22 protein-coding genes and 1 pseudogene are annotated in these 23,122 nt (G+C 66.8%); 17 read left to right on the forward strand and 6 right to left on the reverse strand.

All coding sequences use genetic code 11. The features are described 5' to 3' along the window. Positions 1 to 166: 166 nt before the first annotated feature. Positions 167 to 1,228: a CapA family protein gene (locus FGF80_RS09400; RefSeq protein WP_138653577.1), complete on the reverse strand. Its 1,062-nt coding sequence runs from the start codon at positions 1,226 to 1,228 to the stop codon at positions 167 to 169. A gap of 103 nt (positions 1,229 to 1,331) precedes the next feature. On the opposite strand from FGF80_RS09400, the gene FGF80_RS09405 reads away from it, so the two are divergent. The 3 genes from FGF80_RS09405 (at position 1,332) to FGF80_RS09415 (ending at position 4,085) form a co-directional block, all read left to right on the forward strand. After that, on the forward strand, positions 1,332 to 2,171 hold the full coding sequence (locus FGF80_RS09405; RefSeq protein WP_138653579.1) for a molybdopterin synthase: 840 nt from the start codon (positions 1,332 to 1,334) through the stop codon (positions 2,169 to 2,171). 256 nt (positions 2,172 to 2,427) lie between these two features. Beyond that, positions 2,428 to 2,667, forward strand: coding sequence for a DUF7123 family protein (locus tag FGF80_RS09410; protein WP_006183716.1), 240 nt, complete (start codon positions 2,428 to 2,430; stop codon positions 2,665 to 2,667). A 260-nt stretch (positions 2,668 to 2,927) separates the two neighbouring features. Then, on the forward strand, positions 2,928 to 4,085 hold the full coding sequence (locus FGF80_RS09415) for a site-2 protease family protein (RefSeq protein WP_138653581.1): 1,158 nt from the start codon (positions 2,928 to 2,930) through the stop codon (positions 4,083 to 4,085). Positions 4,086 to 4,125: 40 nt separating this feature from the next. Here FGF80_RS09415 and thiL read toward each other — a convergent pair whose 3' ends face one another. Beyond that, positions 4,126 to 5,004, reverse strand: a complete 879-nt coding sequence (gene thiL / locus FGF80_RS09420) for a thiamine-phosphate kinase (RefSeq protein ID WP_006183714.1) — start codon at positions 5,002 to 5,004, stop codon at positions 4,126 to 4,128. A 97-nt stretch (positions 5,005 to 5,101) separates the two neighbouring features. Between thiL and FGF80_RS09425 the strand changes: the two genes are divergently transcribed. The 4 genes from FGF80_RS09425 to hisS all read left to right on the forward strand — a co-directional run bounded on the left by FGF80_RS09425 (position 5,102) and on the right by hisS (position 8,123). Further along, positions 5,102 to 5,557, forward strand: coding sequence for a 30S ribosomal protein S19e (locus FGF80_RS09425; RefSeq protein ID WP_006183713.1), 456 nt, complete (start codon positions 5,102 to 5,104; stop codon positions 5,555 to 5,557). A gap of 98 nt (positions 5,558 to 5,655) precedes the next feature. Next, on the forward strand, positions 5,656 to 6,003 hold the full coding sequence (locus FGF80_RS09430) for a DNA-binding protein (protein WP_006183712.1): 348 nt from the start codon (positions 5,656 to 5,658) through the stop codon (positions 6,001 to 6,003). Next, positions 6,003 to 6,593: a DUF7411 family protein gene (locus FGF80_RS09435; protein WP_006183711.1), complete on the forward strand. Its 591-nt coding sequence runs from the start codon at positions 6,003 to 6,005 to the stop codon at positions 6,591 to 6,593. The genes FGF80_RS09430 and FGF80_RS09435 overlap by 1 nt, the downstream gene beginning before the upstream one ends. Positions 6,594 to 6,824: 231 nt before the next feature. Further along, positions 6,825 to 8,123 (forward strand): histidine--tRNA ligase, encoded by a 1,299-nt coding sequence (hisS, locus tag FGF80_RS09440; RefSeq protein WP_006183710.1) that lies wholly within the window; start codon positions 6,825 to 6,827, stop codon positions 8,121 to 8,123. A 1-nt stretch (position 8,124) separates the two neighbouring features. Here hisS and FGF80_RS09445 read toward each other — a convergent pair whose 3' ends face one another. Then, positions 8,125 to 8,319 (reverse strand): hypothetical protein, encoded by a 195-nt coding sequence (locus FGF80_RS09445; RefSeq protein ID WP_138653583.1) that lies wholly within the window; start codon positions 8,317 to 8,319, stop codon positions 8,125 to 8,127. 123 nt (positions 8,320 to 8,442) lie between these two features. Between FGF80_RS09445 and FGF80_RS09450 the strand changes: the two genes are divergently transcribed. The 9 genes from FGF80_RS09450 (at position 8,443) to FGF80_RS09490 (ending at position 18,708) form a co-directional block, all read left to right on the forward strand. After that, entirely contained in the window at positions 8,443 to 9,921 is a 1,479-nt protein-coding gene (locus FGF80_RS09450; protein ID WP_138653585.1) for a sulfatase-like hydrolase/transferase, read from the forward strand. A 135-nt stretch (positions 9,922 to 10,056) separates the two neighbouring features. Further along, positions 10,057 to 10,524 (forward strand): bifunctional nuclease family protein, encoded by a 468-nt coding sequence (locus tag FGF80_RS09455; protein ID WP_006183707.1) that lies wholly within the window; start codon positions 10,057 to 10,059, stop codon positions 10,522 to 10,524. Continuing rightward, complete coding sequence (gene hisE, locus FGF80_RS09460) at positions 10,525 to 10,809, forward strand: phosphoribosyl-ATP diphosphatase (RefSeq protein WP_006183706.1); 285 nt, start codon at positions 10,525 to 10,527, stop codon at positions 10,807 to 10,809. A 175-nt stretch (positions 10,810 to 10,984) separates the two neighbouring features. Further along, entirely contained in the window at positions 10,985 to 13,309 is a 2,325-nt protein-coding gene (locus tag FGF80_RS09465; RefSeq protein ID WP_138653587.1) for a DUF4129 domain-containing protein, read from the forward strand. Continuing rightward, positions 13,306 to 14,169 (forward strand): DUF7269 family protein, encoded by an 864-nt coding sequence (locus FGF80_RS09470; RefSeq protein ID WP_138653589.1) that lies wholly within the window; start codon positions 13,306 to 13,308, stop codon positions 14,167 to 14,169. The genes FGF80_RS09465 and FGF80_RS09470 overlap by 4 nt, the downstream gene beginning before the upstream one ends. Next, positions 14,166 to 15,614, forward strand: a complete 1,449-nt coding sequence (locus FGF80_RS09475) for a DUF58 domain-containing protein (protein ID WP_138653591.1) — start codon at positions 14,166 to 14,168, stop codon at positions 15,612 to 15,614. Before FGF80_RS09470 ends, FGF80_RS09475 begins: the two co-directional genes overlap by 4 nt. Continuing rightward, positions 15,615 to 17,063, forward strand: a complete 1,449-nt coding sequence (locus FGF80_RS09480) for a hypothetical protein (RefSeq protein WP_138653593.1) — start codon at positions 15,615 to 15,617, stop codon at positions 17,061 to 17,063. 82 nt (positions 17,064 to 17,145) lie between these two features. Beyond that, complete coding sequence (locus FGF80_RS09485; RefSeq protein WP_138653595.1) at positions 17,146 to 18,261, forward strand: AAA family ATPase; 1,116 nt, start codon at positions 17,146 to 17,148, stop codon at positions 18,259 to 18,261. 99 nt (positions 18,262 to 18,360) lie between these two features. Beyond that, positions 18,361 to 18,708: a four-helix bundle copper-binding protein gene (locus FGF80_RS09490; RefSeq protein WP_006183700.1), complete on the forward strand. Its 348-nt coding sequence runs from the start codon at positions 18,361 to 18,363 to the stop codon at positions 18,706 to 18,708. Positions 18,709 to 18,802: 94 nt separating this feature from the next. Here the strand turns inward: FGF80_RS09490 and FGF80_RS09495 are convergent. Beyond that, positions 18,803 to 19,054, reverse strand: a pseudogene (locus FGF80_RS09495) (citrate/2-methylcitrate synthase); the annotation flags it as partial. Positions 19,055 to 19,183: 129 nt separating this feature from the next. On the opposite strand from FGF80_RS09495, the gene FGF80_RS09500 reads away from it, so the two are divergent. Continuing rightward, positions 19,184 to 20,173, forward strand: a complete 990-nt coding sequence (locus FGF80_RS09500) for an NOG1 family protein (RefSeq protein ID WP_138653597.1) — start codon at positions 19,184 to 19,186, stop codon at positions 20,171 to 20,173. Positions 20,174 to 20,346: 173 nt separating this feature from the next. Here the strand turns inward: FGF80_RS09500 and FGF80_RS09505 are convergent, their stop codons facing one another. Both FGF80_RS09505 and FGF80_RS09510 read right to left on the reverse strand, forming a co-directional pair. Continuing rightward, the gene (locus FGF80_RS09505; RefSeq protein ID WP_006183697.1) at positions 20,347 to 21,648 is read right to left on the reverse strand and encodes a TIGR00341 family protein; all 1,302 of its coding nucleotides are present in this window, start codon (positions 21,646 to 21,648) and stop codon (positions 20,347 to 20,349) included. Between the two features lie 920 nt (positions 21,649 to 22,568). Then, entirely contained in the window at positions 22,569 to 23,057 is a 489-nt protein-coding gene (locus FGF80_RS09510) for a hypothetical protein (RefSeq protein WP_138653599.1), read from the reverse strand. Positions 23,058 to 23,122 lie beyond the last annotated feature (65 nt).

The following is a 23,122-nucleotide window of genomic DNA, read 5'->3' on the forward strand; positions in this document are numbered from 1 at the left end:
GTTGTCAACTGCCCGGACGGCGTGGTGACATCCCCCTCGAGCGCGACCGGCTCGACGCCCGGCCCCGCGAAACGGGGACCGCTCTCGGATGAATCGCTGTCAGTCGGTGCCGGTGATCCGACGGGCGGCACGTGGAGTTGCCGGTCGCTCGGCACAACAGCCCGTCTCATTCCTCGAGCGACAGGACCAGCGCGTCACCGTCCCGGTGGAACTCGGTCCCGAACGGAGCCGATAGCGTTCGCATCCGCTCGCGGGCCCACGCGGCGGCCTCCGGACCGGCCTCGTGGACCGCACAGCCGTCGATGACGGTCGGCTGCAATCGGAGTTCGACCGGTCGGCCCTCTGGCGTCACCGCGAGGACGAACAGGAAGCTCCGGTCGTTGTGCACCGCCTCGTCGACCCGGTAATCGTCGACGAAGTCGCCCGCGTCGTAGATGATCGGACTCCCGTCGTGGTGTTCGATCCCCTGAACGACGTGGGCACTGTGGCCGTGAATCACGTCGACGCCGTTGTCGACCAGCCAGCGGCCGAAATCCCGGAACGACGCCGGCGGCTCGGTGACCATGTTCGGCCCCCAGTGCAGCGAGGCGACCAGCAGGTCCGGATTCGTCTCGCGGGCGCGCTCGAGCGTCTCTCGAACGCGCCGTCGCGTAGCCGGGTCATCGGTATCGATTTCGATCCGGGCCGTCCCCGGCGAGGCATCATCGGCCGCGTACTCCGGCGTGTTGTCCGTCAGCGAAACGAGCGCGATGTCGAGACCGTCGTCTCCCGCCGCCGGTGCCGCGTCCGACTCCGCGGCCGCGGGATCACCGGCAGCGGCCGTTCCGCCGATCGTCCGCACCGCCGGTGCGAGCGCCTCGTCGATCGTCGCTCCCGCACCCGCGTGGGCGATCCCGGCGTCGTCGAGCGCGTCGATCGTGTCCCGTAGCGCCACTTCCCCGTAGTCGAGCACGTGGTTGTTCGCCAGCGCACAGATATCGACGCCGGCGCGCTCGAAGGCGGGGATCGCCCAGTCGGGATCGGCTCGGAAGTGAAACGGCCGGTACGTACGTTGCCACTGCCGTCCGCGGGTCGAGAGCACGCACTCGAGGTTGATCACGAGCCCGTCCAGTTCGCGAAGGCGCTCGAGGACGGTCCCCCAGACGGCGTCGACCGGCCGGTCACGCTGACGGTCGTCGACGAGCCGCCCGAGCATCACGTCGCCCGTGAAGCCGATGCGGAGGGGCATATGCGAACGGTCACCATCCAACTGCAAAACTCCGGGTCACGATCGCCGATCGCGGTGCTTGCCCGGCGACAGCTACAAAGTCCGACCGGACCATAGCTCGCACATGCACGTACTCGGCGTTCGCGAGGCGGGAGCCGACGACGGCGCGCTCGAGTCGGTCGTCGACCGGGTCGTCGATCGGCTCGCCGAGCGGGGACGCGTCGGCGTCGTCAGATACGATGCGACGATCGCTGACGGGACACACGCACGCGAATCGACGACGGTCGGCGGCGACGTCACCTACGACCTCGGCGTCGACGGCGACTGGACCGCATCGGGGACGGGGATGTCCGTCGGCGACGCGCTCGAGAGCCTAGCGACCGACTGCGGGTACGCGGTCGTCGTCGGCGTCCCGTCCCTGCAGTACCCTTCGATCGCGGTGGGGTCGGACGCCGCTGCCGAACGCGAGGCGGGGGAGACGGTCATCGCTGCCGTCGACGGCCCCGCCGACCTCGATCTCGACGCCCTCGTCCCGGCCCTCGAGTCGGCCGAGCCCTACCGAAGCCTCGCGTCGCTGGTCGCTCGCGTCAAACGATCGCCGCGGGCGGACCGGGCGGGCGCGATCGCGACGTTCACGGGCCGGGTCCGCGCGAAGGACAGCGCGGACGACGCTCCGACCCAGTACCTCGAGTTCGAGAAGTACGAGGGCGTCGCCGACGAGCGGATGGCGGCCCTCGAGACCGATCTCGAGACTCGGGACGGGGTGTTCGAGGTCGAACTCTACCACCGGACCGGGATCGTCGAGGACGGCGAGGACATCGTCTTCGTCGTCGTGCTCGCGGGCCACCGCGAGGAGGCGTTTCGGACCGTCGAGGACGGGATCAACCGGCTGAAAGACGAAGTCCCGCTGTTCAAAAAGGAGGTGACGGTCGAGGACGAGTTCTGGGTCCACGACCGACCCTGATCGTTACATTCCAGCGAAGTCGGCGTGCAAGCATCGAACCGGTCGGCAAACGCGACCGTAACCGAATCGCGTTGATTATACGGATTATAATGTATTAGATTCGGTTTTAAAACGTCTCGAGGCCTCTCGTGGATCGATAAATAGTCTCTTAATCGAGAATAAAACGTCTTTTACCCCCCAGATCGCTGAAGACAAGCGAAACGCCGCTAATCATCCACCCTTTATAACATATATCCCCACCAATGGTTGGTTGTCGATGAGTACGACAGCCCACTCCTCCACGGAAAGCAAGGAACGCCGCCTGAAACGCTACCTGCGCGACCGTGCCGAAGACGGTGAGATGTACTTCAAAGGCAAGTTCATCGCGGACGATGTCGGGATGTCCCCCAAGGAGATCGGCGCGATGATGGTCAAGCTCTCGGACTCGGTCAACGACCTCGAGATCGAGAAGTGGTCGTACACGAGCGCGACCACGTGGCGTGTCGCACCCGCCTGATCGTCGCGTTCACCCCTCCCCCACGTGCGACCGTCTCCCGAACCGCTCGGACGACGGTCCCCGCTTCCAGTGCCGGCACACCGACTCGTCGGCACGACCGCCCGCGGACGGATTCGTACTACCGTGTCCCCGTTTTCGGTCGGCCCTGCCGGACAGTCCAGTTACACGTCGACTGGTGGTTCGCGTCTCCCCCGCGATGAGAAACGGCCGGGCCTGCCGACGGCAGTCGATTTATACCCGAAGACGGTGAACCTCGGATGATGGAGGACATCGATCGGTCCGGATTCGGTACGGCGGGACGCGACGGACCCTCGCTCGAGGACGGGCCGCCGATCGATCGCATCGAGTCAGTGTTTGCGGTCTACGAGGTACAGCGGGAAGACGGGCGGCTGGTGTACTACGGCGACCCGTTGACCCACCCGGAGCGAGTGATGCGAGAGCTCTGGGCGGCGTTCCGCGAGCACGGCTACGACGCCGAACTCGAGACACGCCACGGCGAGTACGTGCTCGTCGCCGAACCGACCAGCGTCGGGATCGACGGGATACCGTGGACGAATCTCGTGCTCTTGCTCGCGACGGTGTGTTCGACGCTGTTCGCCGGCGCGTTCTGGTATCAACTCGATCCGTTCGCGGACCCAGCCTCGGTCTGGCAGGCATGGCCGTTTACCGCGGCGATTCTCGGCGTTCTCGGCGTCCACGAGATGGGGCACTACGTCATGAGTCGATACCACCAGGTCGACGCCTCGTTGCCCTACTTCATCCCGGTCCCGACGCTCATCGGGACGATGGGTGCCGTGATCAAGATGAAAGGCCGGATGCCGGACCGGAAGGCGCTGTTCGATATCGGCGTCGCCGGGCCACTGGCCGGCCTCGTGGCCACGGTCGTCGTAACCGTCATCGGGCTCCACCTGCCGCCCGTGGCCGTCTCCGATGCGGTGGTACAGGACCCCAACGCCATCCGGATCGAGTTGGGCTACCCGCCGTTGCTCGAGTTGCTCGCGGCGGGATTCGATCAGCCGCTGTACCGGAACGATCCGACGATGGGAGTGAACCCGGTCGTCATCGGGGCCTGGGTCGGCATGTTCGTCACCTTCCTCAACCTGATCCCGGTGGGGCAACTCGACGGCGGCCACATCCTCCGGGCGATGGTGGGCGACTATCAGGAGACCATCGCGGCGCTCGTGCCGGGCGCGCTGTTCGCGCTCGCCGGCTACCTCTATTATTTCCGGGACTACAGCATCAACACCGTCTTCGTCTGGGTCCTCTGGGGGCTGTTGGCGACTCTGTTCGCGTCGATGGGAGCGACAACCCCGATTCGGGACGACAGACTCGGCTCCGGCCGGCTCCTCCTCGGGGTCGTCACGTTCGGGGTCGGCCTGCTCTGTTTCATGCCGGTTCCGGTCATGATCATCGACTGAGCGGTGTTCGATCGCCGACTCGAGTCGGACCGCGGCCGGATTATCCGTGCGTGTATCCGCGATCCGCAAGCGCCTCGCCGTCCATGGTTATTCCATCGGCGGCATCGCGAACCGACCCGACCACTGACAGTGGGACATCGGCCGCCTCCCGGACCGCCGGAAGCGCGTCTTCGGGGAGCGTCGCGACGAGTTCGAAGTCCTCGCCGAACGTCGTCGCGACCTCGAGCGCGTCCCCGTCACCGTCGGTGACGTCGTGGACGGCATCGGCGATCGGAACCCGGTCGGCGTCGATCGCGAAGCCGCAGTCGCTGGCCTCGGCGAGCTGGTGGAGCGAGCGGGCGAGTCCGTCGCTCGAGTCCATCATCGCGCTCGCACGGGCCGCGAGCGCCCGGCCCGTCGCGATTCGAGGCTCGAACCGAAAGAGGGCGTTCGCCCGGTCGGTGTGGCCCCGATCGAACAACCGGAGCGCGGCCCCGCTACGGCCGAGCGTCCCGGTCACGCAGACGACATCGCCGGGACGGGCCCTGCTCCGACGAACGGGGTCGGCAGTGCGACCGATCGCGGTCGTCGACACGGTAAACTCGTCGTGGCCGTCGAGGTCGCCGCCGACGTACTCGGCCCCGACGTGCTCACAGACGTCCCTCGCGCCGCGAACGAAGGCGAGTAGTTCGTCTCGGTCGAATGTCGGCGCGGCGTAGGCGGCGACCGCGGCCGTGGCCGATCCGCCCATCGCCGCGATGTCGGAGAGGGACGCGCCGACGGCACGCCAGCCGGCCGTGTAGCGGGTCGTTCCGTCCGGGAAATCGGTCCGGTCGTGGAGCATGTCGGTCGTCACGACCAGCCCGTCGACGATCGCCGCGTCGTCGCCGGCCGCCGCGAGTTCGTCCGAAAGGAGCCGCAGGGCGGCGCGTTCGTCCATACCTCCCGTTTCGACTCGAGAGCGAAAAACGGTCCGGGCTGGCGTCGGCTGCACAGATACGATGGTCTTAAATGCCGCGGACGGAAATCACACGCCAATGGCTACGATGTACGACGTTCCGGCGGACGACCTCATCGAGGCGCTCGCCGACGATCTCGCGGATCGACTCGAGGAACCGGAGTGGGGCGCGTTCGCCAAGAGCGGCGTCGACAAGGAACTCCCCCCGGAACAGGACGACTTCTGGGCGACCCGTGCGGCGAGCCTCCTGCGAAAGGTCTCCGACCGGGGCCCGATCGGCGTCGAGCGACTCTCGACGGAGTACGGCGGCGCGAAGGGTGGCTCCAACCGCTACCAGGTCGCGCCCGACAAGCGCGCGGACGGCTCGAAGAACCTGATCCGGACCATCCTCCAGCAACTCGAGGACGAGGATCTCGTCGAGACCGCCGAGGGCGAGGGCCGTCGGATCACCGCCGAGGGACAGAGCCTGCTCGACGACACCGCCGGTCAGGTGCTCGACGACCTCGACCGTCCGGAACTCGAGCGATACGCGTAATTGGCGATTCCAGTTTTCACGTCGCGTTCGCCGCCCAGAGCCATCGCTCCCGTCGTCCGTAATCATTTTCCGGCGTGCCGGACAAGTACGGTATAACTATGAGTGGATCACCGGACGAGGAAAAACTCGAGGAGCTCCGACAGAAGAAAATGGAGCAGCTACAGGACCGCGCCGAGTCCCAGGGCGAGGGCGGACAGGAAGCGGCCCAGCAGCAGGCCGAGGCCCAGAAGAAAGCCGTGTTGCGCCAGCACCTGACCGACGACGCCCGCAAGCGGCTCAACACGGTCAAGATGAGCAAACCCCAGTTCGGCGAGCAAGTCGAGCGCCAGGTCGTCAGTCTCGCCCGGAGCGGCCGCATTCAGGGCAAGATCGACGACGCCAAGATGAAACAGCTCCTCAAGGAGCTGAAACCCGACTCGCAGAGCTTCGACATTCAGCGCCGGTAATGGAGCTCGGACTGCTCTACAGCGGCGGCAAGGACTCGACGCTGGCCGCACTCTTGCTCGAGGAGTTTTACGACGTGACGCTGCTGACGGCCCACTTCGGCATCAGCGACGACTGGAAACACGCCCGCGCGACGGCCGCGGATGCCGGCTTCGCGTTCGAACGACTCGAGTGCGACCCGGAAGTCGCCCGCGACGCCGTCGACCGGATTCGCGAGGACGGCTATCCGCGCAACGGCATTCAGTTGGTCCACCAGCACGCCCTCGAGCAACTCGCGGCCCGGGAGTTCGATGCCGTTGCGGACGGGACCCGCCGCGACGACCGCGTCCCGACGATTTCGCGGGCACAGGCACAGAGTCTCGAGGATCGCCACGATGTCGACTATATCGCGCCGCTGTCGGGGTTCGGTCGGTCGGCCGTCGATCGGCTGGTCGAGGCGCGACTGGACGTGACCGTCGGCCCGAGCGAGGAGATCGAGAGGGCGGATTACGAGGCCGAACTCCGCGCGCTCATCGCCGACGAGGACGGACCGGCGGCGATCGCGGACTACTTCCCCGATCACGAGCAGACGTACGTGACGAACATCCGCTAGCGGAGTAACTGAAAGGCAATGCACACCTGATCGCAGGATGGCAGTACGATCAGTGTGTCAATCGGTTCAGTTGCTCCAATCGCTCACGGCCCAGTAGCAACGCTGGAGACGGTCACCGGATCGGTGGCAATGCCATCGATTCCGATTGTGGACTGGGGCCTGTCGAACGCGGGGTCGGACGACCGCCCCCGAACGAAAGGATAGAAGTTCGCCGTCCCCGAACGGGTTTCCATGTACGACCGGATCAAGGGCTTTCGTGACTTCTACCCCGGCGAGATGTCCGCCAGACGGGCGGCGATCGACGTGTTGGAGGACACGGCCCGCGAGTACGGGTTCCGCGAGATCGGGACCCCGGCGCTGGAGCGCGCCGAGATGTGGACCGACAAGAGCGGCGACGACATCGTCGACGAACTCTACGCGTTCGAGGACCAGAGCGGCCGCCACGTCACGTTGACGCCGGAACTCACCCCGACCGTCGCCCGGATGGTCGTCGCGAAACAACAGGCGCTTTCGAAGCCGATCAAGTGGGTCTCGACGCGCCCGTTCTGGCGCTACGAGCAGGTCCAACAGGGTCGGTACCGGGAGTTCTATCAGACCAACGTCGACATCTTCGGCTCCGCGGAGCCCGAGGCCGACGCCGAGATCCTCGCGTGGGCCGCCGATGCCCTGACCGGCCTCGGACTCACCGGCGACCACTTCGAGTTCCGGATCTCCCACCGGGACATCCTCGGGGGCGTCCTCGAGAGCTACGAGACCGAGGTCGACACGGAGGCGGCGATCCGCGCGGTCGACAAATCGGACAAACTCTCACGAGCGGAGTATCACGATCTGCTGATCGACGCCGGATTGACCGCCGAGCAGGCCGCCGAGTTCGGCGATCTCATCGCGGGGGGGGACCTCGACGAAGTCGAGGCGTTCGCGAACACCGAGCGCGTGACGGCAGCGGTCGAGAACCTACGGAACGTCCTGGACGCGGCCGAGGACTTCGGTGCTCGAGAGTACTGTACGATCTCGCTCGAGACGGCCCGCGGGCTGGACTACTACACCGGCGTCGTCTTCGAGTGTTTCGACTCGGCGGGCGAGGTCTCGCGGGCGATCTTCGGGGGCGGCCGCTACGACGACCTGATCGAGCGCTTCGGCGGGCAGCCGACGCCCGCGGTCGGCGTCGCACCGGGCCACGCAACGCTGTCGCTGCTCTGCCAGCGGGCGGGCGTCTGGCCCGAGGAGTCGGTGACGACCGATTACTACGTCCTCCAGATCGGGGACACGCGCTCGGAAGCGGCCCGGATCGTTCACGAACTCCGCGACCGGGGCCACGTCGTCGAGACCGACATCGCCGGTCGATCGTTCGGTGCACAGCTCGATTACGCCGACTCGATCAACGCCGAGACCGTCGTCATCGTCGGCGAGCAGGACCTCGCGAACGACGAGGTAACGATCAAGGACATGGCATCGGGCGACCAGACGCAGCTCCCGGTCGACGAGTTCCCGGGCGACCGCGAGCGGCCGACGTTCGAGGACTTCGCCTGAGTCACTCGAGGCCTGGCTTCGCGTCCGACGCCCGCTCGTCACCGCGGTCCGCGAGGCGCTCGTCCGCGTCGGACCGCTCGACCGGCGAGTGACCGGACTCGACGAAGTGGTCGATCATCGCCCGGCTGAGTTCGCTCGTATCGGTCCCGTCAGTTTGGCACTGCCACTCGCACTCACCACAGTACGCGCTCGGCACGCGTCGTCCCTCGAACGGCGCTCTAATGAACGGTGGGGTTCACAGTGGGCTGCCTTATGCGACGGTCCACTGAACCCCTCCGCAGGTCCCATCATTAACTACGGCGACGATGTAGCTCGCCCGATGGCCGACGCCGACACCCGTCCGAACGTCCTCCTCGTCCTCACCGACCAGGAGCGATACGACTGTAGCGCACCCGCGGGACCGCCGGTCGAGACGCCGGCGATCGACTCGCTCTCGAGCGACGGGACCCGGTTCGACCGAGCGTTCACGCCGATCAGTATCTGCTCGAGCGCCCGTGCATCGCTGCTGACCGGGCAGTTCCCCCATGGCCACGGCATGTTGAACAACTGCCACGAGCCGGACGCCATCCAGCCGAACCTGCCCGCGGACCTGCCGACGTTCTCGGAGGAACTCGTCGCGGCGGGCTACGACCTCACCTACACGGGGAAGTGGCACGTCGGCCGCGATCGGGCTCCCGCCGACTTCGGCTTCTCGTATCTGGGCGGCAGCGACGACCACCACGACGACATCGACGAGGCGTTCCGCGAGTACCGCGAGGAGCGTGGCGTCCCCGTTGGCGAGGCCGAGCTCGAGGCAGCGCTGTACACGGGAGACGATCCGAGAGACGGCTCCGACGGGACGTTCGTCGCCGCGAAGACGTCGGTCGACGTCGAGGACACGCGGGCCTTCTTTCTCGCGGAGCGGACGATCGACGCCATCGAGGCCCACGCCGACGGCGACCGAGACATCCCGTTCTTCCACCGGACGGACTTCTACGGCCCCCACCACCCCTACGTCGTCCCGGAACCGTACGCGTCGCTGTACGACCCCGCCGAGATCGACCCGCCCGCGAGCTACGCGGAGACCTACGACGGGAAACCGCAGGTCCACGAGAACTACCTCGCCTACCGCGGCGTGACCGACTTCGACTGGGACAACTGGGCCGAAGCGATCGCGAAGTACTGGGGGTTCGTCACACTGATCGACCACCAACTCGAACGAATCCTCGAGACCCTCGACGATCAGGGGCTCGCGGAGGAAACGGTCGTGATCCACGTCTCCGATCACGGCGATTTCGCCGGCAGTCACCGCCAGTTCAACAAGGGGCCCCTGATGTACGACGACACCTACCGGATTCCGCTGCAGATTCGCTGGCCGGGGGTCACCGACGGCGGCGCGACCTGTTCCGTCCCGGTCCACCTCCACGACCTCGCGGCGACCATCCTCGAATTAGCGGACGTGCCGGCCCCCGACAGTTTCGATTCCCGAAGCCTCGTTCCGGTCCTCGAGAACGGCGGCGAACTGCCCGAAAGCGCCGACTGGCGTGACTCGACGTTCGCCCAGTATCACGGCGACGAGTTCGGCCTCTACAGCCAGCGGATGGTCCGTACTGACCGCTACAAGTACGTCTACAACGGCCCCGATATCGACGAACTGTACGATCTCGAAGCCGATCCGGCGGAACTACAAAACCTAATCGACCATCCCGCCTACGCCGACGTGCGGCGAGACATGCGGAACCGACTGGTCGAGTGGATGGATGAGACGGCCGATCCGAATCGCGTTTGGGTGACGGACGCACTCGAGACGGCCTCATAGATGTCGTCGCGGATGAGGGCGAACAGTATCGGCTCGTCCTCGCCGCGGGCCGGGGGATCGGAGCCGGCGGCCGAGCCCGCTGTGCATGCATTCGCGACCGGATATGTTTTCCCCCTTCCCCCCGAGGATGTGGCTATGCAGGCATCCATCGACGCCGTTCGCGTCGCGGGGACCCCAGAAGGACCGGTCCCGGTCGTCGTCCTCGCGGTCGAGGGCGAAAGCGACGTCGTACCGATCTTCATCGGGTTCAGCGAGGCGACCAGCATCGCTCGCGGTCTCGAGGCCGAGGACATCGGACGACCCCTGACGCACGACCTCCTGCTCGATGTCATGGAAGAACTGGGCAGCCGGATCGATCGGATCGTCGTCACCGGGATCGAGGAGCGCGACGACGGTCAGGGCGGTACCTACATCGCCGACATCCACCTCCAGACGCCCCGCGGCGAGACGATCATCGACGCCCGGCCGAGCGATTCGCTCGCGCTGGCCGCCCGGACGAACGCGGCGATCGAGATCACGGAGGACGTCTTCGAGGACAGCCGAGACGACAGCGAGAAGTTCGACGAACTCGAAGACATCCGCAACGTGTCGGGTGAGCTCTAGATGGACGACGTACTCGAGGAACTGTTCGCCGTCATCGAAGACCGGAAGGAACGGCTGCCCGAGGACTCCTACACCGCCTCGCTGTTGACCCACGAGAAAGGCGAGAACGAAGTGTTGGAAAAACTCGGCGAGGAGACGACCGAACTCGTGTTGGCCGCGAAAGACGACGATCACGAGGAGATCGCCCACGAGAGCGCCGACATCGTCTACCACTTGCTCGTCCTGTTGGCGATGAAGGACATGGAACTGTCGGCTCTCGAGGCCGAACTCGAGGCACGGCGCTGACGGGAGCCGCGGTTCGGCGGCGAGATCGAGTCCCACTATCGGGCGACTGCTGCGTGCGGGGGCGATCGACTACCGGCCGCGAACGTGTACTTTCTTTGTGGGGTAGGTCCCATACGCACTCATTGCGGTATCGACAGGTCGGTCGCCGCCCCGACCGCGAACGGAGTGAGTCCACGTGTCCGACGACGCCACATCCGACGACGCAGACGAGGCCGCGTCCGGCGGAGCCGATTACCCACAGGTCTCGCTCGTCGCGCTGGCGGCGCTCGCGCTCGTACTGACGGCCACGTTCGCGCCCGGCCTCACCGGCGGCGGGAGCGACTCGAGCCCCGGGGCCGACGTCGACTGGGACGGCATCGTGCCCGACATCGATTTCGACCCCGACGTCGACGGGACCGATGACGGCGGGAACGCCGACGGCGAGCCGGGCGACGGTCCGGGCGGTGGCTTCGATTGGCGACGACTGCTCGAGTGGCTCAACCTCGATCGTGACGACGACGTCGAGCCGCCGGCGGAGACCGACGGGGAGCCACGGTGTGTCATCATGTTGGATCGGGAGCCGGTCCCCGGCAGCCGGCTCACGGCGACGATCCGGTACGAGGGCGACCCGCTCGCCGGGACACCGGTGTGGTTCGACGAGCGGCGAGTCGGGGAAACGGACGACGCCGGGCGGGTGACTGGCGAGGTGCCGTACGTCGAGGAGTTGGTCATCCGGGTCGGGACGGCGACCGACGCGACGTGTCGCGCCGGGACGTCGACATCGCTGCCCTCGTCGTCGACGACCGGGGTCGCAAATTACCGCTCCGACGACGCTCGGCGATTAGGTGGGTTGGAAGCCGAGATCGGAGCAGCCTCGAGTACGCCCGTTCTCGGGTCGTCGGCCGTCACCGCGGCGCGCAGCCAGGACGGACCGTCGGGGAACGCTACCGGGTCCTACGCAGTCGACGGTGAGGTTACAATCGACATCGGCGGCGAGCCGTCCCCTGGCGAGACGATCACGATCGACGCAGCGGTCGCGGACGTGCCGATGCGCGAGGCGACCGTCTCCGTCGACGGCACCGCGGTCGGAAAGACGGACGGGAGCGGGCGGGCCGTAGTGCGGGTCCCCGACGACGGTACCGCAACGTTCGAGATCAAGGTCGCCCGCGGCGACTTCGCGGGGACGACGACGGTCGATGTCCTGTTGCTCGAGGCGGCGTTTGCCCCCGCGGGTATCGCGCCGATCCCCGGCAGCCCCGGGGCCGTCGAAGCGACGATCGACGGCGAGCCCGTCGCGGGTGCGACGGTGACCGTCGACGGCGAGAGGGTGGGAGCGACGGATGCCGACGGTCGGCTGGTGACCGGACTCCCGCTCGATCCGACCGCGACGGTGACGGTCAGCACGGAACGCCAAACCGCCAGCGTCTCGCTCGTCAGTGCTTACGGCGGGTCCGCACTCGTGCTCTCGAGTATCATCGCCGGACTGATGGTGCTCGCCTATCGCTACGCCGGCCGACGCGGGCCGATGGCCGTCCTCGGCGGAACGGCGGGACTTGCTGCGGTACTCGTCGTCGAGGCGTTCTATGGGACGTGGGCCGGGATCGCCGTCCTCGGCGGCGTCTGTCTGCTCGGTCTCGGCGTCGGCCTGTCGCGATCCGGGCGGGGATTGCCCAGTCCCAGCGTCCGCGACCGCCCCTCGACGCGTGACTGGCTGGACCGGCTTCTGTCCCGACTTGTCGCCCTCGGATTGGGACTCGTCGATCGACTCGAGGTCCTCCTCGAGTGGCTGCACGTGCTGGCCGGGGCCGTCCACGAATGGGTCCGATCGCTGCCACGGTCCGGACGGAGGCTGTGGGCGCGGTTCGCGGCCTGGCTCGGAACGGTGCCGGGGCGCGTCCGATCCGGGCTCGAGGCGGCGCTCTCAACCGCCCGAACGCTGCCGCTGCGGGCGGTTGCGGCGGGAGTCGGAGCGCTCCCGCTGCTCGCGGGCGGCTACGCCGTCGACGGTCTCCGTGGGATGATCCTCGTCACCGCGGCGCTCACCGCTGCCGGCGTGATAGCGGTCCGCGCCGACGGGGAAGACCCGCAGACGGACGCGCGAGACAGCGACGCGGAGCCGGCTGCCGAGACGACGACGGCGGACACGAGTCACACGGCGGCCGAGACGCGCTCGTTTCGCGACCTGTGGCGGGCGTTCGCACGCCAGATCGCGCCGGGACGGTGGCGAACGCGCACCCCCGGAGAGATCGAACGCCGCGCGCTCTCGAAGGGGTATCCGCGAACGCCGGTTCGCGAACTGACGACGCTCTTCCGGGAAGTGGAGTACGGCGATCGCCCCCGCTCGGCGAGTCGTCGCGAACGGGCGGCCGAGGCCTACGACGCGGTCGAACGCGCTCGAGCGGCCGAGACGGAGGCAACGACAGCCGAGGCGGCGGCCGAACGAGACGAGTGCGGAACCCGATCGGCGTCCCCGACGGACCCGTCCCGCGAGTCGGACCCCGAGACGGAGGGAGAGCCGTGAGCCGGCGTCGGCAGCGACTCGTGGCCCTGTGTGGCGTGGGGCTCGTCGCGATCGGAACGATCGTCGGCGTCGGCACCCCGAACGGGTCGGGTGACGCCGTCGGTCTCGTTGCCCTGCTCACGCTCGTCGCGCTCGGCCTCGGCCTCTGGACGGTTCGCGGGTCGCTCGATACGACGGCGGACGCGCCGGCGGTGCCCTGGGCGGCCGACGAACCGTTCGCGAACCCGGCTCCCGAGCGCACCGACCGCGACCCCGCGCTCTCGAGCGACGCCTTCGCCGGGGTGATCGAGACGGCCTGCGAGACGGCCCGCGATTCGGGCACCGTCGACGACGGCATCGAGGTCGTTCGGTCCCCGCTCCGGACGGCGTTGCTCGACGCCCTCCAGCAGGGCGGCCGGCCGCGGTCGGCGGCGGAAGAAGCGCTCGCGGACGGCAACTGGACCGACGATCGGGTCGTCGCCAGCGTCCTCGCGCCGGAGATCGAGCCGCCGCCGCGGCCGCTCCGCGAACGCGTTCGTGCATGGCTGTACCCGGAACGCGTCGTACGCCGACGGGCCCGACGGGCGACGAACGCAGTCGCCGAAGCGGCCGACGACGCCCTGCCGACGGTTCCGGGCCAGACCGCCCCACGGGCCGTCCCGGTGCTCGAGCCCAGTCTCGAGGACCTCCAGCGCGGAGCGGACGGCCGTCTCCAGCGGGCCGTCGAGCCGCGCGCGACCGCTCGCGGACCGCAGCCGGTTCGGCCTCGAGTCGGGAACGACCGCGATCGGGTGGCCGGGGAGCGAGCCGACGGAGACGGAACCGATGCCGACCGAACCGACGAGCCACGGGACGGGAACCCGGAGGTGACCGACGCATGATCGACCGACGGGTGCGCTGGCGCGGGGCTATCGCCGCGACGATCGCGCTTACGGTCGCCGGCGTCGCAGACGGGAACCCCGTCCTCCTGCTGGGCGCGGTCATCCCGCTGGTCTTCGTCGCCTACGGCTCGCTGTCCCGCGTTCGCGTCCCGGCCGACCTCGTCGCGACCAGATCGGTGACGCCGACGCCCGCGCCGCCGGGCCAGCCGGTCACCGTCACGCTCGAGGTGACCAACGGCTCCGATCGAACGATCACGGACCTCCGAATCGCCGACGGCGTCCCCGCGTCGATCGCCGTCCTCGAGGGATCGCCGCGGGCCGGCGCGACGCTCGAGCCCGGTGACAGCCATACCGTGGAGTACGTGGTCGTGGCCCGCCACGGCGAGTACGACTTCGAACCGCCCCAGTGTCGCGTCCGCGGACTTGGCGTGAGTGCGACGGCCACGACGACGCTGCCGGTGTCCGGTGACCGGGCGCTCGTCTGTCGGCTCGCGGCCGATGCGCCACCGATCGAGGCGGACGGCTCGACGCGGGTCGGGCAGTTGACGACCGACGAACCCGGCACGGGGATCTCGTTTCACTCGATCCGAGAGTACCATCGCGACGACCCCGCCGACCGCATCGACTGGCGACACTACGCGAAACGCGGGACGCTCGCGACGGTCAACTACGACCGACACGTGTCGGCGACCGTCGTCCTGGTCGTCGACGCGCGACCGGCGAACCGCGTCGTCGCCGGCCGCGGCCGGCCGACGGCCGTCGAATACGGAGCGTACGCCGCGACCCGTGCGCTGTCTGACCTGCTCGACCACGGCCACGACGTCGGCATCGCCGTCATCGGGACGGACGGTCCCGGCCCAGCCGGCTGCCGCTGGCTCGAGCCGGCGAACGGACCGGCACAGCGACGGCGTGCGCTCGACCTCCTCCGGCGGGTCGCGGACGAAGCCGCGGCCGACCGGGACTCGAGTGCGCCACGGGCAGCCGGCGGACGGACGAGGCGACAGGTCCGGAAGGTGCTCGAACTCGCGCCAACGACCGCACAGGTCGCGTTGTTCTCGCCCGTTCTCGACGGCCCGCCAGTGGCCGCGGTCGAAACGTGGCGGGGCGCGGGGCTGCCGGTCGTCCTCCTCTCGCCGGACATCGTTCCGTCGAACACCGTCAGCGGCCAGTTCGAACAGACGCGGCGGCGGACCCGGCTCGCCCGCTGTCAGGCCACCGGTGCACGCACGGTCGACTGGCGGCGCGGCACGCCGCTGCCGGTGGTCATCGAGCAGGCCTTCGCCGTCGATGCGCGCCTCTCGAGTCGTCGATCGACCGGGGGCAGCGCCGGCAACTCGAGCACTGGAGTCGGAGGGAGGAGGGACAGCAGTTGGAACGGCGGCCCTGGCGACGGAGCCGGATCGACCCCGGCCGACGGCTCGCAGCGATGGGGAGGTGGCGAGTAGATGTCCCTCGCCGGACCGCGCCTCGACCGGCCGTCCGCGATCGGCAACGAGGGACGAGCACGGGCAGCGAGCCTCTGGCTCGCCAGCCTGATCGTCGTTGCGATCGTCGGCGTCGTCGGTTTCGAGATCGGCGAGCCGTCGCTGTTGCCGACGCTCGGCCCGGTCGTCGGGCTGACCGTCGCGGGCGTGGGCCTGCTCGAGCGCGACGGGTTCGTCAGCCTGGTCGTGGCCCACGCGCTCATGGTGACGTTCGGGACGGCGTTCGCGCTGATCGTGCTCGCGGCCCCGTTCGTCGCTCGAGCCGGGATCGCTGCGAGCGGCTGTGCGCTCGCGCTCGCCGGGATCGGGGCCGCCTGGGCAGATATCGGCGGCGACGGGCTGGGCACCGCCGCGGCGGGCAGCGTGATCAGCTACGCCTCGATGCTGTGTTCGCTCGTGTTGACGGGGGTCATGACGGCCGTCGTCTACTTCTGCTGGGCGGTTCTGACCAGTATAACCGGGTTTTCGACGCCGGTCGCGTCCGTGACCGGCGTCCTCCTACTCGTCGCGGGGACGGCCGGTGTCGTTCGGCTGTCGATACGGTGGCTCCCGATTCGGCAGGTGACGCCGCGGGACCGCCGTCCGGCAATCGAGCGGCGACTCACCGCCGTCCGACAACGCCTGCTGTACACGGCCGTCGGCTCGATCGGTGCCCTCATCGGGATCGGTGCTCTCGGACTGGCGGGCGTCGATACCGTGGTGACGAGCGTCCCGTTGCTCGCGTGGCTACTCTCGTCGCTGTCCTCGCCGCTGCTCGTCTGGCCGATCGTCGCCGTCGGCGCGGTGAGTCTCCTCGCCGGCGCGGTCGCCGTCCTGCTCCGACGGCTGACCCGCGACGACTCCGCCCAGACGACGCGGCGGACCGCCGCGGCCGTCGTCGGCGTCTGTCTCTCCCTGCCGTTGCTACTCGGGCTGGTACTCATCGTCTCCGGGACCGGGCTCGCCATCGGCCCCGTCCTGGTCGGGCTGGGCCTCGTCGTCGCGCTGGTGCTGGGACCGCTCGCGTTCCTGATCGTCGTCGGGGGCGGTGCCGTCGGCGTCGGACTCGGCCTGCTCCCCGCACGGGCCACCGGGCCGGCGGTCGCTGCGACGGGACTCGTCGTGGCCGCGATCGGCGTGGGTCGTGCCAATCCGCTCGTCGTCTTCGCCTGTATCGCCGGCGCGATCCTCGTCTGGGACAGCGCGACGTTCGGGCTCGGACTGACGGCCGAGCTCGGTCACCTGCCCGACACTCGCCGACTCGAGTTGTTCCACGGGGCCGTCGCCGTCGGCGTCGCGATCGGTGCCGTCGTCATCGTCACCGGTCTCGAGGTGCTCCGGGCCGGCGTCTTCGCGGGCGGGGGCGCGGCCGGCGGTGCGGTCGTCGTCGCGCTCGGTGCGTTACTCCTGTTGCTCCCGGTGCGCGGCTAGGGACGTCGGCGGGACCCGATCGCGGACGGCTCCGACGGTCTCGATGGGGAGGGTTCTTGGGTATCTAGCTGGATTGTCGTGTATGGACGCGACGAACGCGACAGCCGACGACGCTGCACGCACCGTCCGGCGCGTCGTCGACCGCATCGAAGAGGCCGCGGTCGTGGATCGCGAGGTGCTCCACGCCATGTTGTCGGCGACGCTGGCCCGCGGACACGTCCTGCTCGAGGACGTGCCGGGGACGGGCAAGACGGTCACCGCGCGTGTGATCGCCGAGGCGATGGGACTGGAGTTCACGCGACTCCAGTTCACGCCGGATCTGTTGCCCTCGGACGTGACCGGGTCGACGATCTACGACGAACAGGCCGGCGAGTTCGAGTTCGCACCGGGACCGGTGTTCACGAACGTCGTCCTCGCCGACGAGATCAACCGCGCGCCGCCGAAGACCCAGGCCGCGCTGCTCGAGGCCATGGAGGAACGACAGGTCAGCGTCGACGGGACGACCTACGACCTGCCGGAACCGTTTCTGGTCGTCGCGACCCAGAACCCGATCGAACAGGAGGGGACCTTCCGACTGCCGGAGGCCCAGCGCGACCGCTTCAGCGTCAAAACCTCGCTCGGCTACCCCGACTTCGAGGGCGAAATGGGGCTGCTCGAGCGCCGGGCGAACCGTCGCTCGCTCTCGCCGAGCGTGGAGTCGGTCGCCAGTCCGGACGCGGTTCGGCTCCTGCAGACTCTGACCGAGGAAGTCACCGTCGACGAGAAGGTCCGCCGCTATATCGTCGAGATCGCCCGGAAGACGCGGGCGGACCAGCGCGCCGAGATCGGCGTCTCGCCCCGCGGCGTCCAGCGCGTGTTCGAGGCGGCCCGGGCCGCGGCGCTGATCGAGGGGCGATCGTACGTGACGCCGGACGACATCAAGCGGCTCGCAGGACCGACGATGGCCCACCGGATCGTGCTCACGACCGAGGCGACCGTCGAGGGAGTCGACGGGAGCGCCATCGTCCGCCACGCGGTGAACGCGGTCGACGTGCCGGCGGTCGCGCCGGGTCCCGACGACCCCGAGCCGACGACCGATTCCGGGACCGAATCGGCGGCCGCGAACGGCGACAGCGCCGATGTCACGTCCGGTTGCGACGCGACGGGCCCGCACGGTGACGGTGGCGCTACCGAGGCCGACCGACGGGATGAGTCGTGACACGGCGAGTGAGTCGGCCGCCGTGAACCCGGCGGCCGCGTGCTGCTTGCAGCCGCCCGTACTAGGTTGATGTCTCCTACTGGCGTCGGTGCTCGTACCATGGCGCTCCAACAACTCGAGCACGCCGACGACCACATGCAGGAGTGTATCGACAACTGCCTCGAAGCCACACAGGTCTGCGAATGGTGTGCGGACGCCTGTGCAGGCGAGGGCGACGAGATGGCCCGCTGCATCCGGCTCTGCCGAGACGTGGCGGACATCGCCTCGCTGCACGCCCGGTTTATGGCTCGCAACTCGGGCTACCATCGGGAACTGGGCGAACTCTGTGCGGACCTCTGCGAGGAGTGTGCCGCGGAGTGCGAGCAATACGACCACGAGCACTGTCAGGCCTGCGCCGAGGTACTGCCGGAGTGCGCCGAGAGCTGTCGGGAGATGGCCTCGGCCTGAACGCGGTCGATTGGCGGGGTCCGACACGGGGAGTTACGACCCGAAGTCGAACGCGAGCGGCGAGACAGCGGCTCCATCCCAGCCGACCCCTATTCTATCGGTCCGACACTGGCGTCCACGTCCGGTCCCTGTCACCGACGTACCGGGACACCGGCCGAATCAGGCGGTTGTCCGCTCGCTGCTCGAGGCAGTGGGCCATCCAGCCGCCAACCCGCGAGACGCCGAAGGTTGCGGTAAAGAGGGCCTGTGGAAGCCCGACACCGTCGAGCAGTGTGGCGGTATAGAACTCGACGTTCGTCTCGAGGCGGCGATCCGACTTGTGGTCCGCGAGCGCGTCGACGGCGAGCGCGAAGATACCGATCCCGGCGACACCGGAGACCGTACCCGCGACGCGTGCGGATGAGGGCGACGAAATCACAGACTGGCCCCGGCCTATAACGAACGCCCTTTATGATCGGGGGCTCTAGCCTTGGACATGATTTTCGAAGACCTTCCGACGACGCCCACGTCGGAAGAGTTGATCGACAAGGCGTTTTCGCGGGCGGCACGGGCCGGCAAGGCCAAGGGCGGCCTCGAGGCCCAGCAGTCGATGCTCCAGACGGCGGCGAACATCATTTCGGACAACTTGGAAAACGTGGTCACGGCGTGGCCGGACTTCGAGTACGAGGACGATGTCCATCCGTTCTACTACGAACTGGCCGACGCGATCGTCGACGTCGACCGACTCCGGCAGGCGCTGTCGGAAGTGATGTGGGCCAGCCGGAAGGCCCGCGAAATCCACGAGGAGTACCAGCCACGCCTGCGGAAGACCGACGTGGACACGGCGCGCAAGCACCGCAAACAGGCCTTCGCCCGGCTGGCAGACATCGTCGAGCAGATCGACGACCACCTGCTGTACATCAACGAGTCGCGTAACGACCTCCGCGACTTACCGGAGATCAACCCCGACGAGCCGACGATCGTCGTCGCCGGCTACCCCAACGTCGGCAAGTCCTCGTTCGTCAACGACGTCACCAACGCCCGCGGCGAGACCGCCTCCTATCCCTTCACGACGAAGGGGATCGGCGTCGGCCACTTCGAACGCGACCATATTCGCTACCAGATCGTCGACACCCCCGGCCTGCTCGATCGCCCGCCGCAGGAGCGCAACGAGATCGAATCCCAGGCGGTCAGCGCCATCGAGCACCTCGCCGACTGCATGCTCGTCGTGGTCGATCCCACCGGCGAGTGCGGCTATCCGATCGGCTCGCAACTCGAGCTCCGGGATGCGATCTCGGCCCGGTTCGAAGCGATCCCCGTGCTCACGATCGCGAACAAGGAAGACCGCTTCGAGGATGGCGACCTGACCGAGGCCGTCGCGGCGGACTACACCATGAGCGTCGAGACCGGTGCGAACGTCGAGACGGTCCTCGACGCCGCCGTCGATGCGATCGATTACGAGCCGGAGCTGCCGTTCGACGGCTAGCCGTCGATACGACACGGGGACCGTCGACCGAGCCGAAAGGAGGATCGGATTCCGCTGGCTAGCAGGCGACGCGGGGCTGTTGCTGTCGGAGCCACTCATGTTCGAACGCGAACGCAACGCCCCGAAACGAGCGCAAGCGACCGGTGTCTCCGGCGCATCTCGCAATCCCTCAGTTAGCCGGCGTCGCGCTCGACGACTTCGACGTATCTGACCTCGACGGTGACGGAGCCGTCGGCGTGGCGGTTGATCCGGTCGTGGAGGATGTCGGCCAGATCCGGTGCCGACTGTCCCGGCGGGCCGCCGATCGTCACGACCACCCGCTCCGGGTTCCGGAACGGGTAGTTGTCGTCCATCACGAGCTGGAACTCGAGGAGCTGATAGTCCTCATACCGGTCCTGTGAGAGGACCGTTTCGACATCGTCGCGGGCGTCCTGTTCGAAGTTACCCGCCTCGTAGGAGGCGTAGGTGATTCCGCTGAGAAACACGGTAAAGACGAGGACGATGACGACGAGGCCGACGATTCGCTGTCGGAGGCGCTGTTCCGTCTCGCCGAGCGAAAACAGGTTTTCCGGCCGGTAGCCGGCGTACCACAGCGTCAACAGGCCAGCGAGGTTCACCGACAGGAGATTCACGAGGACCAATACCGTCGCGCCGATCGCGGATGTCGGCTGGCCCCACGCGAGCGCGATCCCCGCGACGCCGGCGGGCGGGATCAACGCTGCCGCGATCATCACGCCGACGAGCGCGACGGACGTTCCCGTCGCGATGCTCACGACTCCCGCGACCCCCGCGCCGAGTGCGATCGCGAGCGACAGCAGGTCCGGCGCGAGCCGCTCGGAGATCTCGCCGACGCTCGAGAGGACGAGGTCCGGCGGGACGATGTTCAGCGAGCGAACCAGCATCGCGAAGATCGCCGCCGCCGCAATCGCGACCACGACGCCGATGATCTGGTAGGAGACGCTCTCGACGAACAGGTCCTCGTCGTCGATCACCGTGCCGACGCTGGCCCCCAGCGCCGGCCCGATCAGGGGCGCGATCACCATCGACCCGACGACGACCGCCGGCGAATCCAACAGGAGCCCCGCGGTCGCGACGATGGCGCTGATGACCGTCATCACGACGTAGACGGGGAACGTCGGCGTCAGATCGTCCGCTTCGGCCTGCAGCTCCTGGCGCGAAATCCGGTCGGAGCCGACATCGTTCTCCTCGTACTCCTCGCGCAGCGCCTGAAATCGACGGGAGACGACGGTCTCCGCGTCGACGACGACGGTGTAGGCATCGTCGTCGATCCCCGCGTCTTGCAGTTCGTCGAGGACCGGTTCGACGGCCGCGTCCGGGAGCGGGAAGTAGACGACCGCCGTGTACTCCCGGCTCCGCGTTTCGTCGGTGACGACGTAGTCGATCTCCCGTCCGTCGAGGACATCGAAGATCGCCTCCTGCTCCCCGGTCGGGATCGTCAACTGTACGAGCCGCACATGGGACTGTGAGATTCCCCGGGGTCATAACTTCGGGGCATTCCGTCCAACGCAGGCGGTCAATTTCGACTCGAGTAATCGGTCCTCCCCATCTCACACCCGTAACGTCTCATGGGCCGGTTCGGAACTTGAGATGAAACTGGTCTTGAGATCGCATTGTTTGGTCGGCATAGTACCGGTCCGACGGCTGCGTTTCTCTATCGGTGCCAAGAGAAACACGATCTTTCGGATACAGTATTTCTCGTCGATCGATTCGGCTATCGGACTGCCATCTCTCGAGTAGGGTTGAGCAGTCCGGTCAACTACAAACGTCATCGGAGACCGGTCTCAGACACTCAAATAGGGATCGGCCGCTTCCATAATTCGTGGGTGGGAGATCGATCGAGTGTCTGAAAGTGGCTTGAACAGTTCATGCGTTACTACAATCGTCAGAGACCGCAGCAAACTCTCGACGGAAAGATGTCGGTCGAGCAAGTGTAGAACTAGACTGTGCTTGTTTGGTATTTGAATATTATATTGGACGGTGTCGAACCGATATGTTTCGTCAGGGTCTTACAGCCGCCCATATGGGCCTCGAACAGCCATTGGTAATCGTTATCCAAAAAAAGAAGTACCCAACCAGATGATTTATCGCCATGAGATACATTCCACACATAACAACAATAGTATCTGGAATCGTCATATCGTATATTGGATTTATACTCGGATATCCAGAATATTCACTTCAAGCACAACCATTGCGGCCGGTTGGAGTACTAATTGTCAGTCTACTATTGATTATTGGTATTTCACTTGTTACCTATGGGTTGTTAACTGGAATTGAAGCGGCAGTTACCACTGATCATTAATATGGCATTCTAAAGCCCAATCAATATATAGTTATGATGGTTCACACAATTTAATTCCAAATATAATATATTTTATAAAGCCAATAGATAGTTAATTGTGCAAATTCTACTGATGGATATTGTCCAAAAGGGTCTCACTATAGGGATAGTTAGCCGAGCTACTTGCGACCATAGAACAATTACTCTTGCCGAACAAATTTTTCTCGCATCTGGAATTGTAACGAATGCAGCAGAGTTCCCCAGTTGCTGTTTAACTTCATCATCGGCACCAGAGATATCATAGACCGTTTTAACAGGACCATCATCTGCAAAGTTTGTTTCGTCGTACTGCTTAGCTACTTTTGTTGAACTTGGGGAAATAGATACTTCGCCATAAGGACCGGAACCATCCGCGCCGAAGCTAATGCTGTCAAGTTCGACACCACCAATCAATTCCCCACTGTTGTTTTTATCCGGTGCCCAATCTCTTAGACACAGAGGTAACAAGAAATGCTGTGGTCCAAGCAGATACCTAATCGATTGGATGGTCTCGGACTGTTCGTAGTGACGAACGTCTAACACTGATTCTCTCCGGCCAGATCGGCGGGCCATCTCGAGCGCCCGTCCGCCGACGGCCGACTCCCGTT

It is taken from the genome of Natrinema pallidum (assembly GCF_005890195.1).
Classification (GTDB): domain Archaea; phylum Halobacteriota; class Halobacteria; order Halobacteriales; family Natrialbaceae; genus Natrinema; species Natrinema pallidum.

Bases quoted from the DNA above. Each gene is read 5' to 3' on its own strand.
- thiL (WP_006183714.1), bottom strand. From the start codon at position 5,004: ATGGACGAACGCGCCGCCCTGCGGCTCCTTTCGGACGAACTCGCGGCG.
- hisE (WP_006183706.1), top strand. From the start codon at position 10,525: ATGGACGACGTACTCGAGGAACTGTTCGCCGTCATCGAAGACCGGAAG.
- FGF80_RS09500 (WP_138653597.1), top strand. From the start codon at position 19,184: ATGATTTTCGAAGACCTTCCGACGACGCCCACGTCGGAAGAGTTGATC.
- FGF80_RS09425 (WP_006183713.1), top strand. From the start codon at position 5,102: ATGGCTACGATGTACGACGTTCCGGCGGACGACCTCATCGAGGCGCTC.
- FGF80_RS09450 (WP_138653585.1), top strand. From the start codon at position 8,443: ATGGCCGACGCCGACACCCGTCCGAACGTCCTCCTCGTCCTCACCGAC.
- FGF80_RS09400 (WP_138653577.1), bottom strand. From the start codon at position 1,228: ATGCCCCTCCGCATCGGCTTCACGGGCGACGTGATGCTCGGGCGGCTC.
- FGF80_RS09480 (WP_138653593.1), top strand. From the start codon at position 15,615: ATGTCCCTCGCCGGACCGCGCCTCGACCGGCCGTCCGCGATCGGCAAC.
- FGF80_RS09410 (WP_006183716.1), top strand. From the start codon at position 2,428: ATGAGTACGACAGCCCACTCCTCCACGGAAAGCAAGGAACGCCGCCTG.
- FGF80_RS09430 (WP_006183712.1), top strand. From the start codon at position 5,656: ATGAGTGGATCACCGGACGAGGAAAAACTCGAGGAGCTCCGACAGAAG.
- FGF80_RS09435 (WP_006183711.1), top strand. From the start codon at position 6,003: ATGGAGCTCGGACTGCTCTACAGCGGCGGCAAGGACTCGACGCTGGCC.
- hisS (WP_006183710.1), top strand. From the start codon at position 6,825: ATGTACGACCGGATCAAGGGCTTTCGTGACTTCTACCCCGGCGAGATG.
- FGF80_RS09455 (WP_006183707.1), top strand. From the start codon at position 10,057: ATGCAGGCATCCATCGACGCCGTTCGCGTCGCGGGGACCCCAGAAGGA.
- FGF80_RS09415 (WP_138653581.1), top strand. From the start codon at position 2,928: ATGGAGGACATCGATCGGTCCGGATTCGGTACGGCGGGACGCGACGGA.
- FGF80_RS09490 (WP_006183700.1), top strand. From the start codon at position 18,361: ATGGCGCTCCAACAACTCGAGCACGCCGACGACCACATGCAGGAGTGT.
- FGF80_RS09485 (WP_138653595.1), top strand. From the start codon at position 17,146: ATGGACGCGACGAACGCGACAGCCGACGACGCTGCACGCACCGTCCGG.
- FGF80_RS09405 (WP_138653579.1), top strand. From the start codon at position 1,332: ATGCACGTACTCGGCGTTCGCGAGGCGGGAGCCGACGACGGCGCGCTC.
- FGF80_RS09475 (WP_138653591.1), top strand. From the start codon at position 14,166: ATGATCGACCGACGGGTGCGCTGGCGCGGGGCTATCGCCGCGACGATC.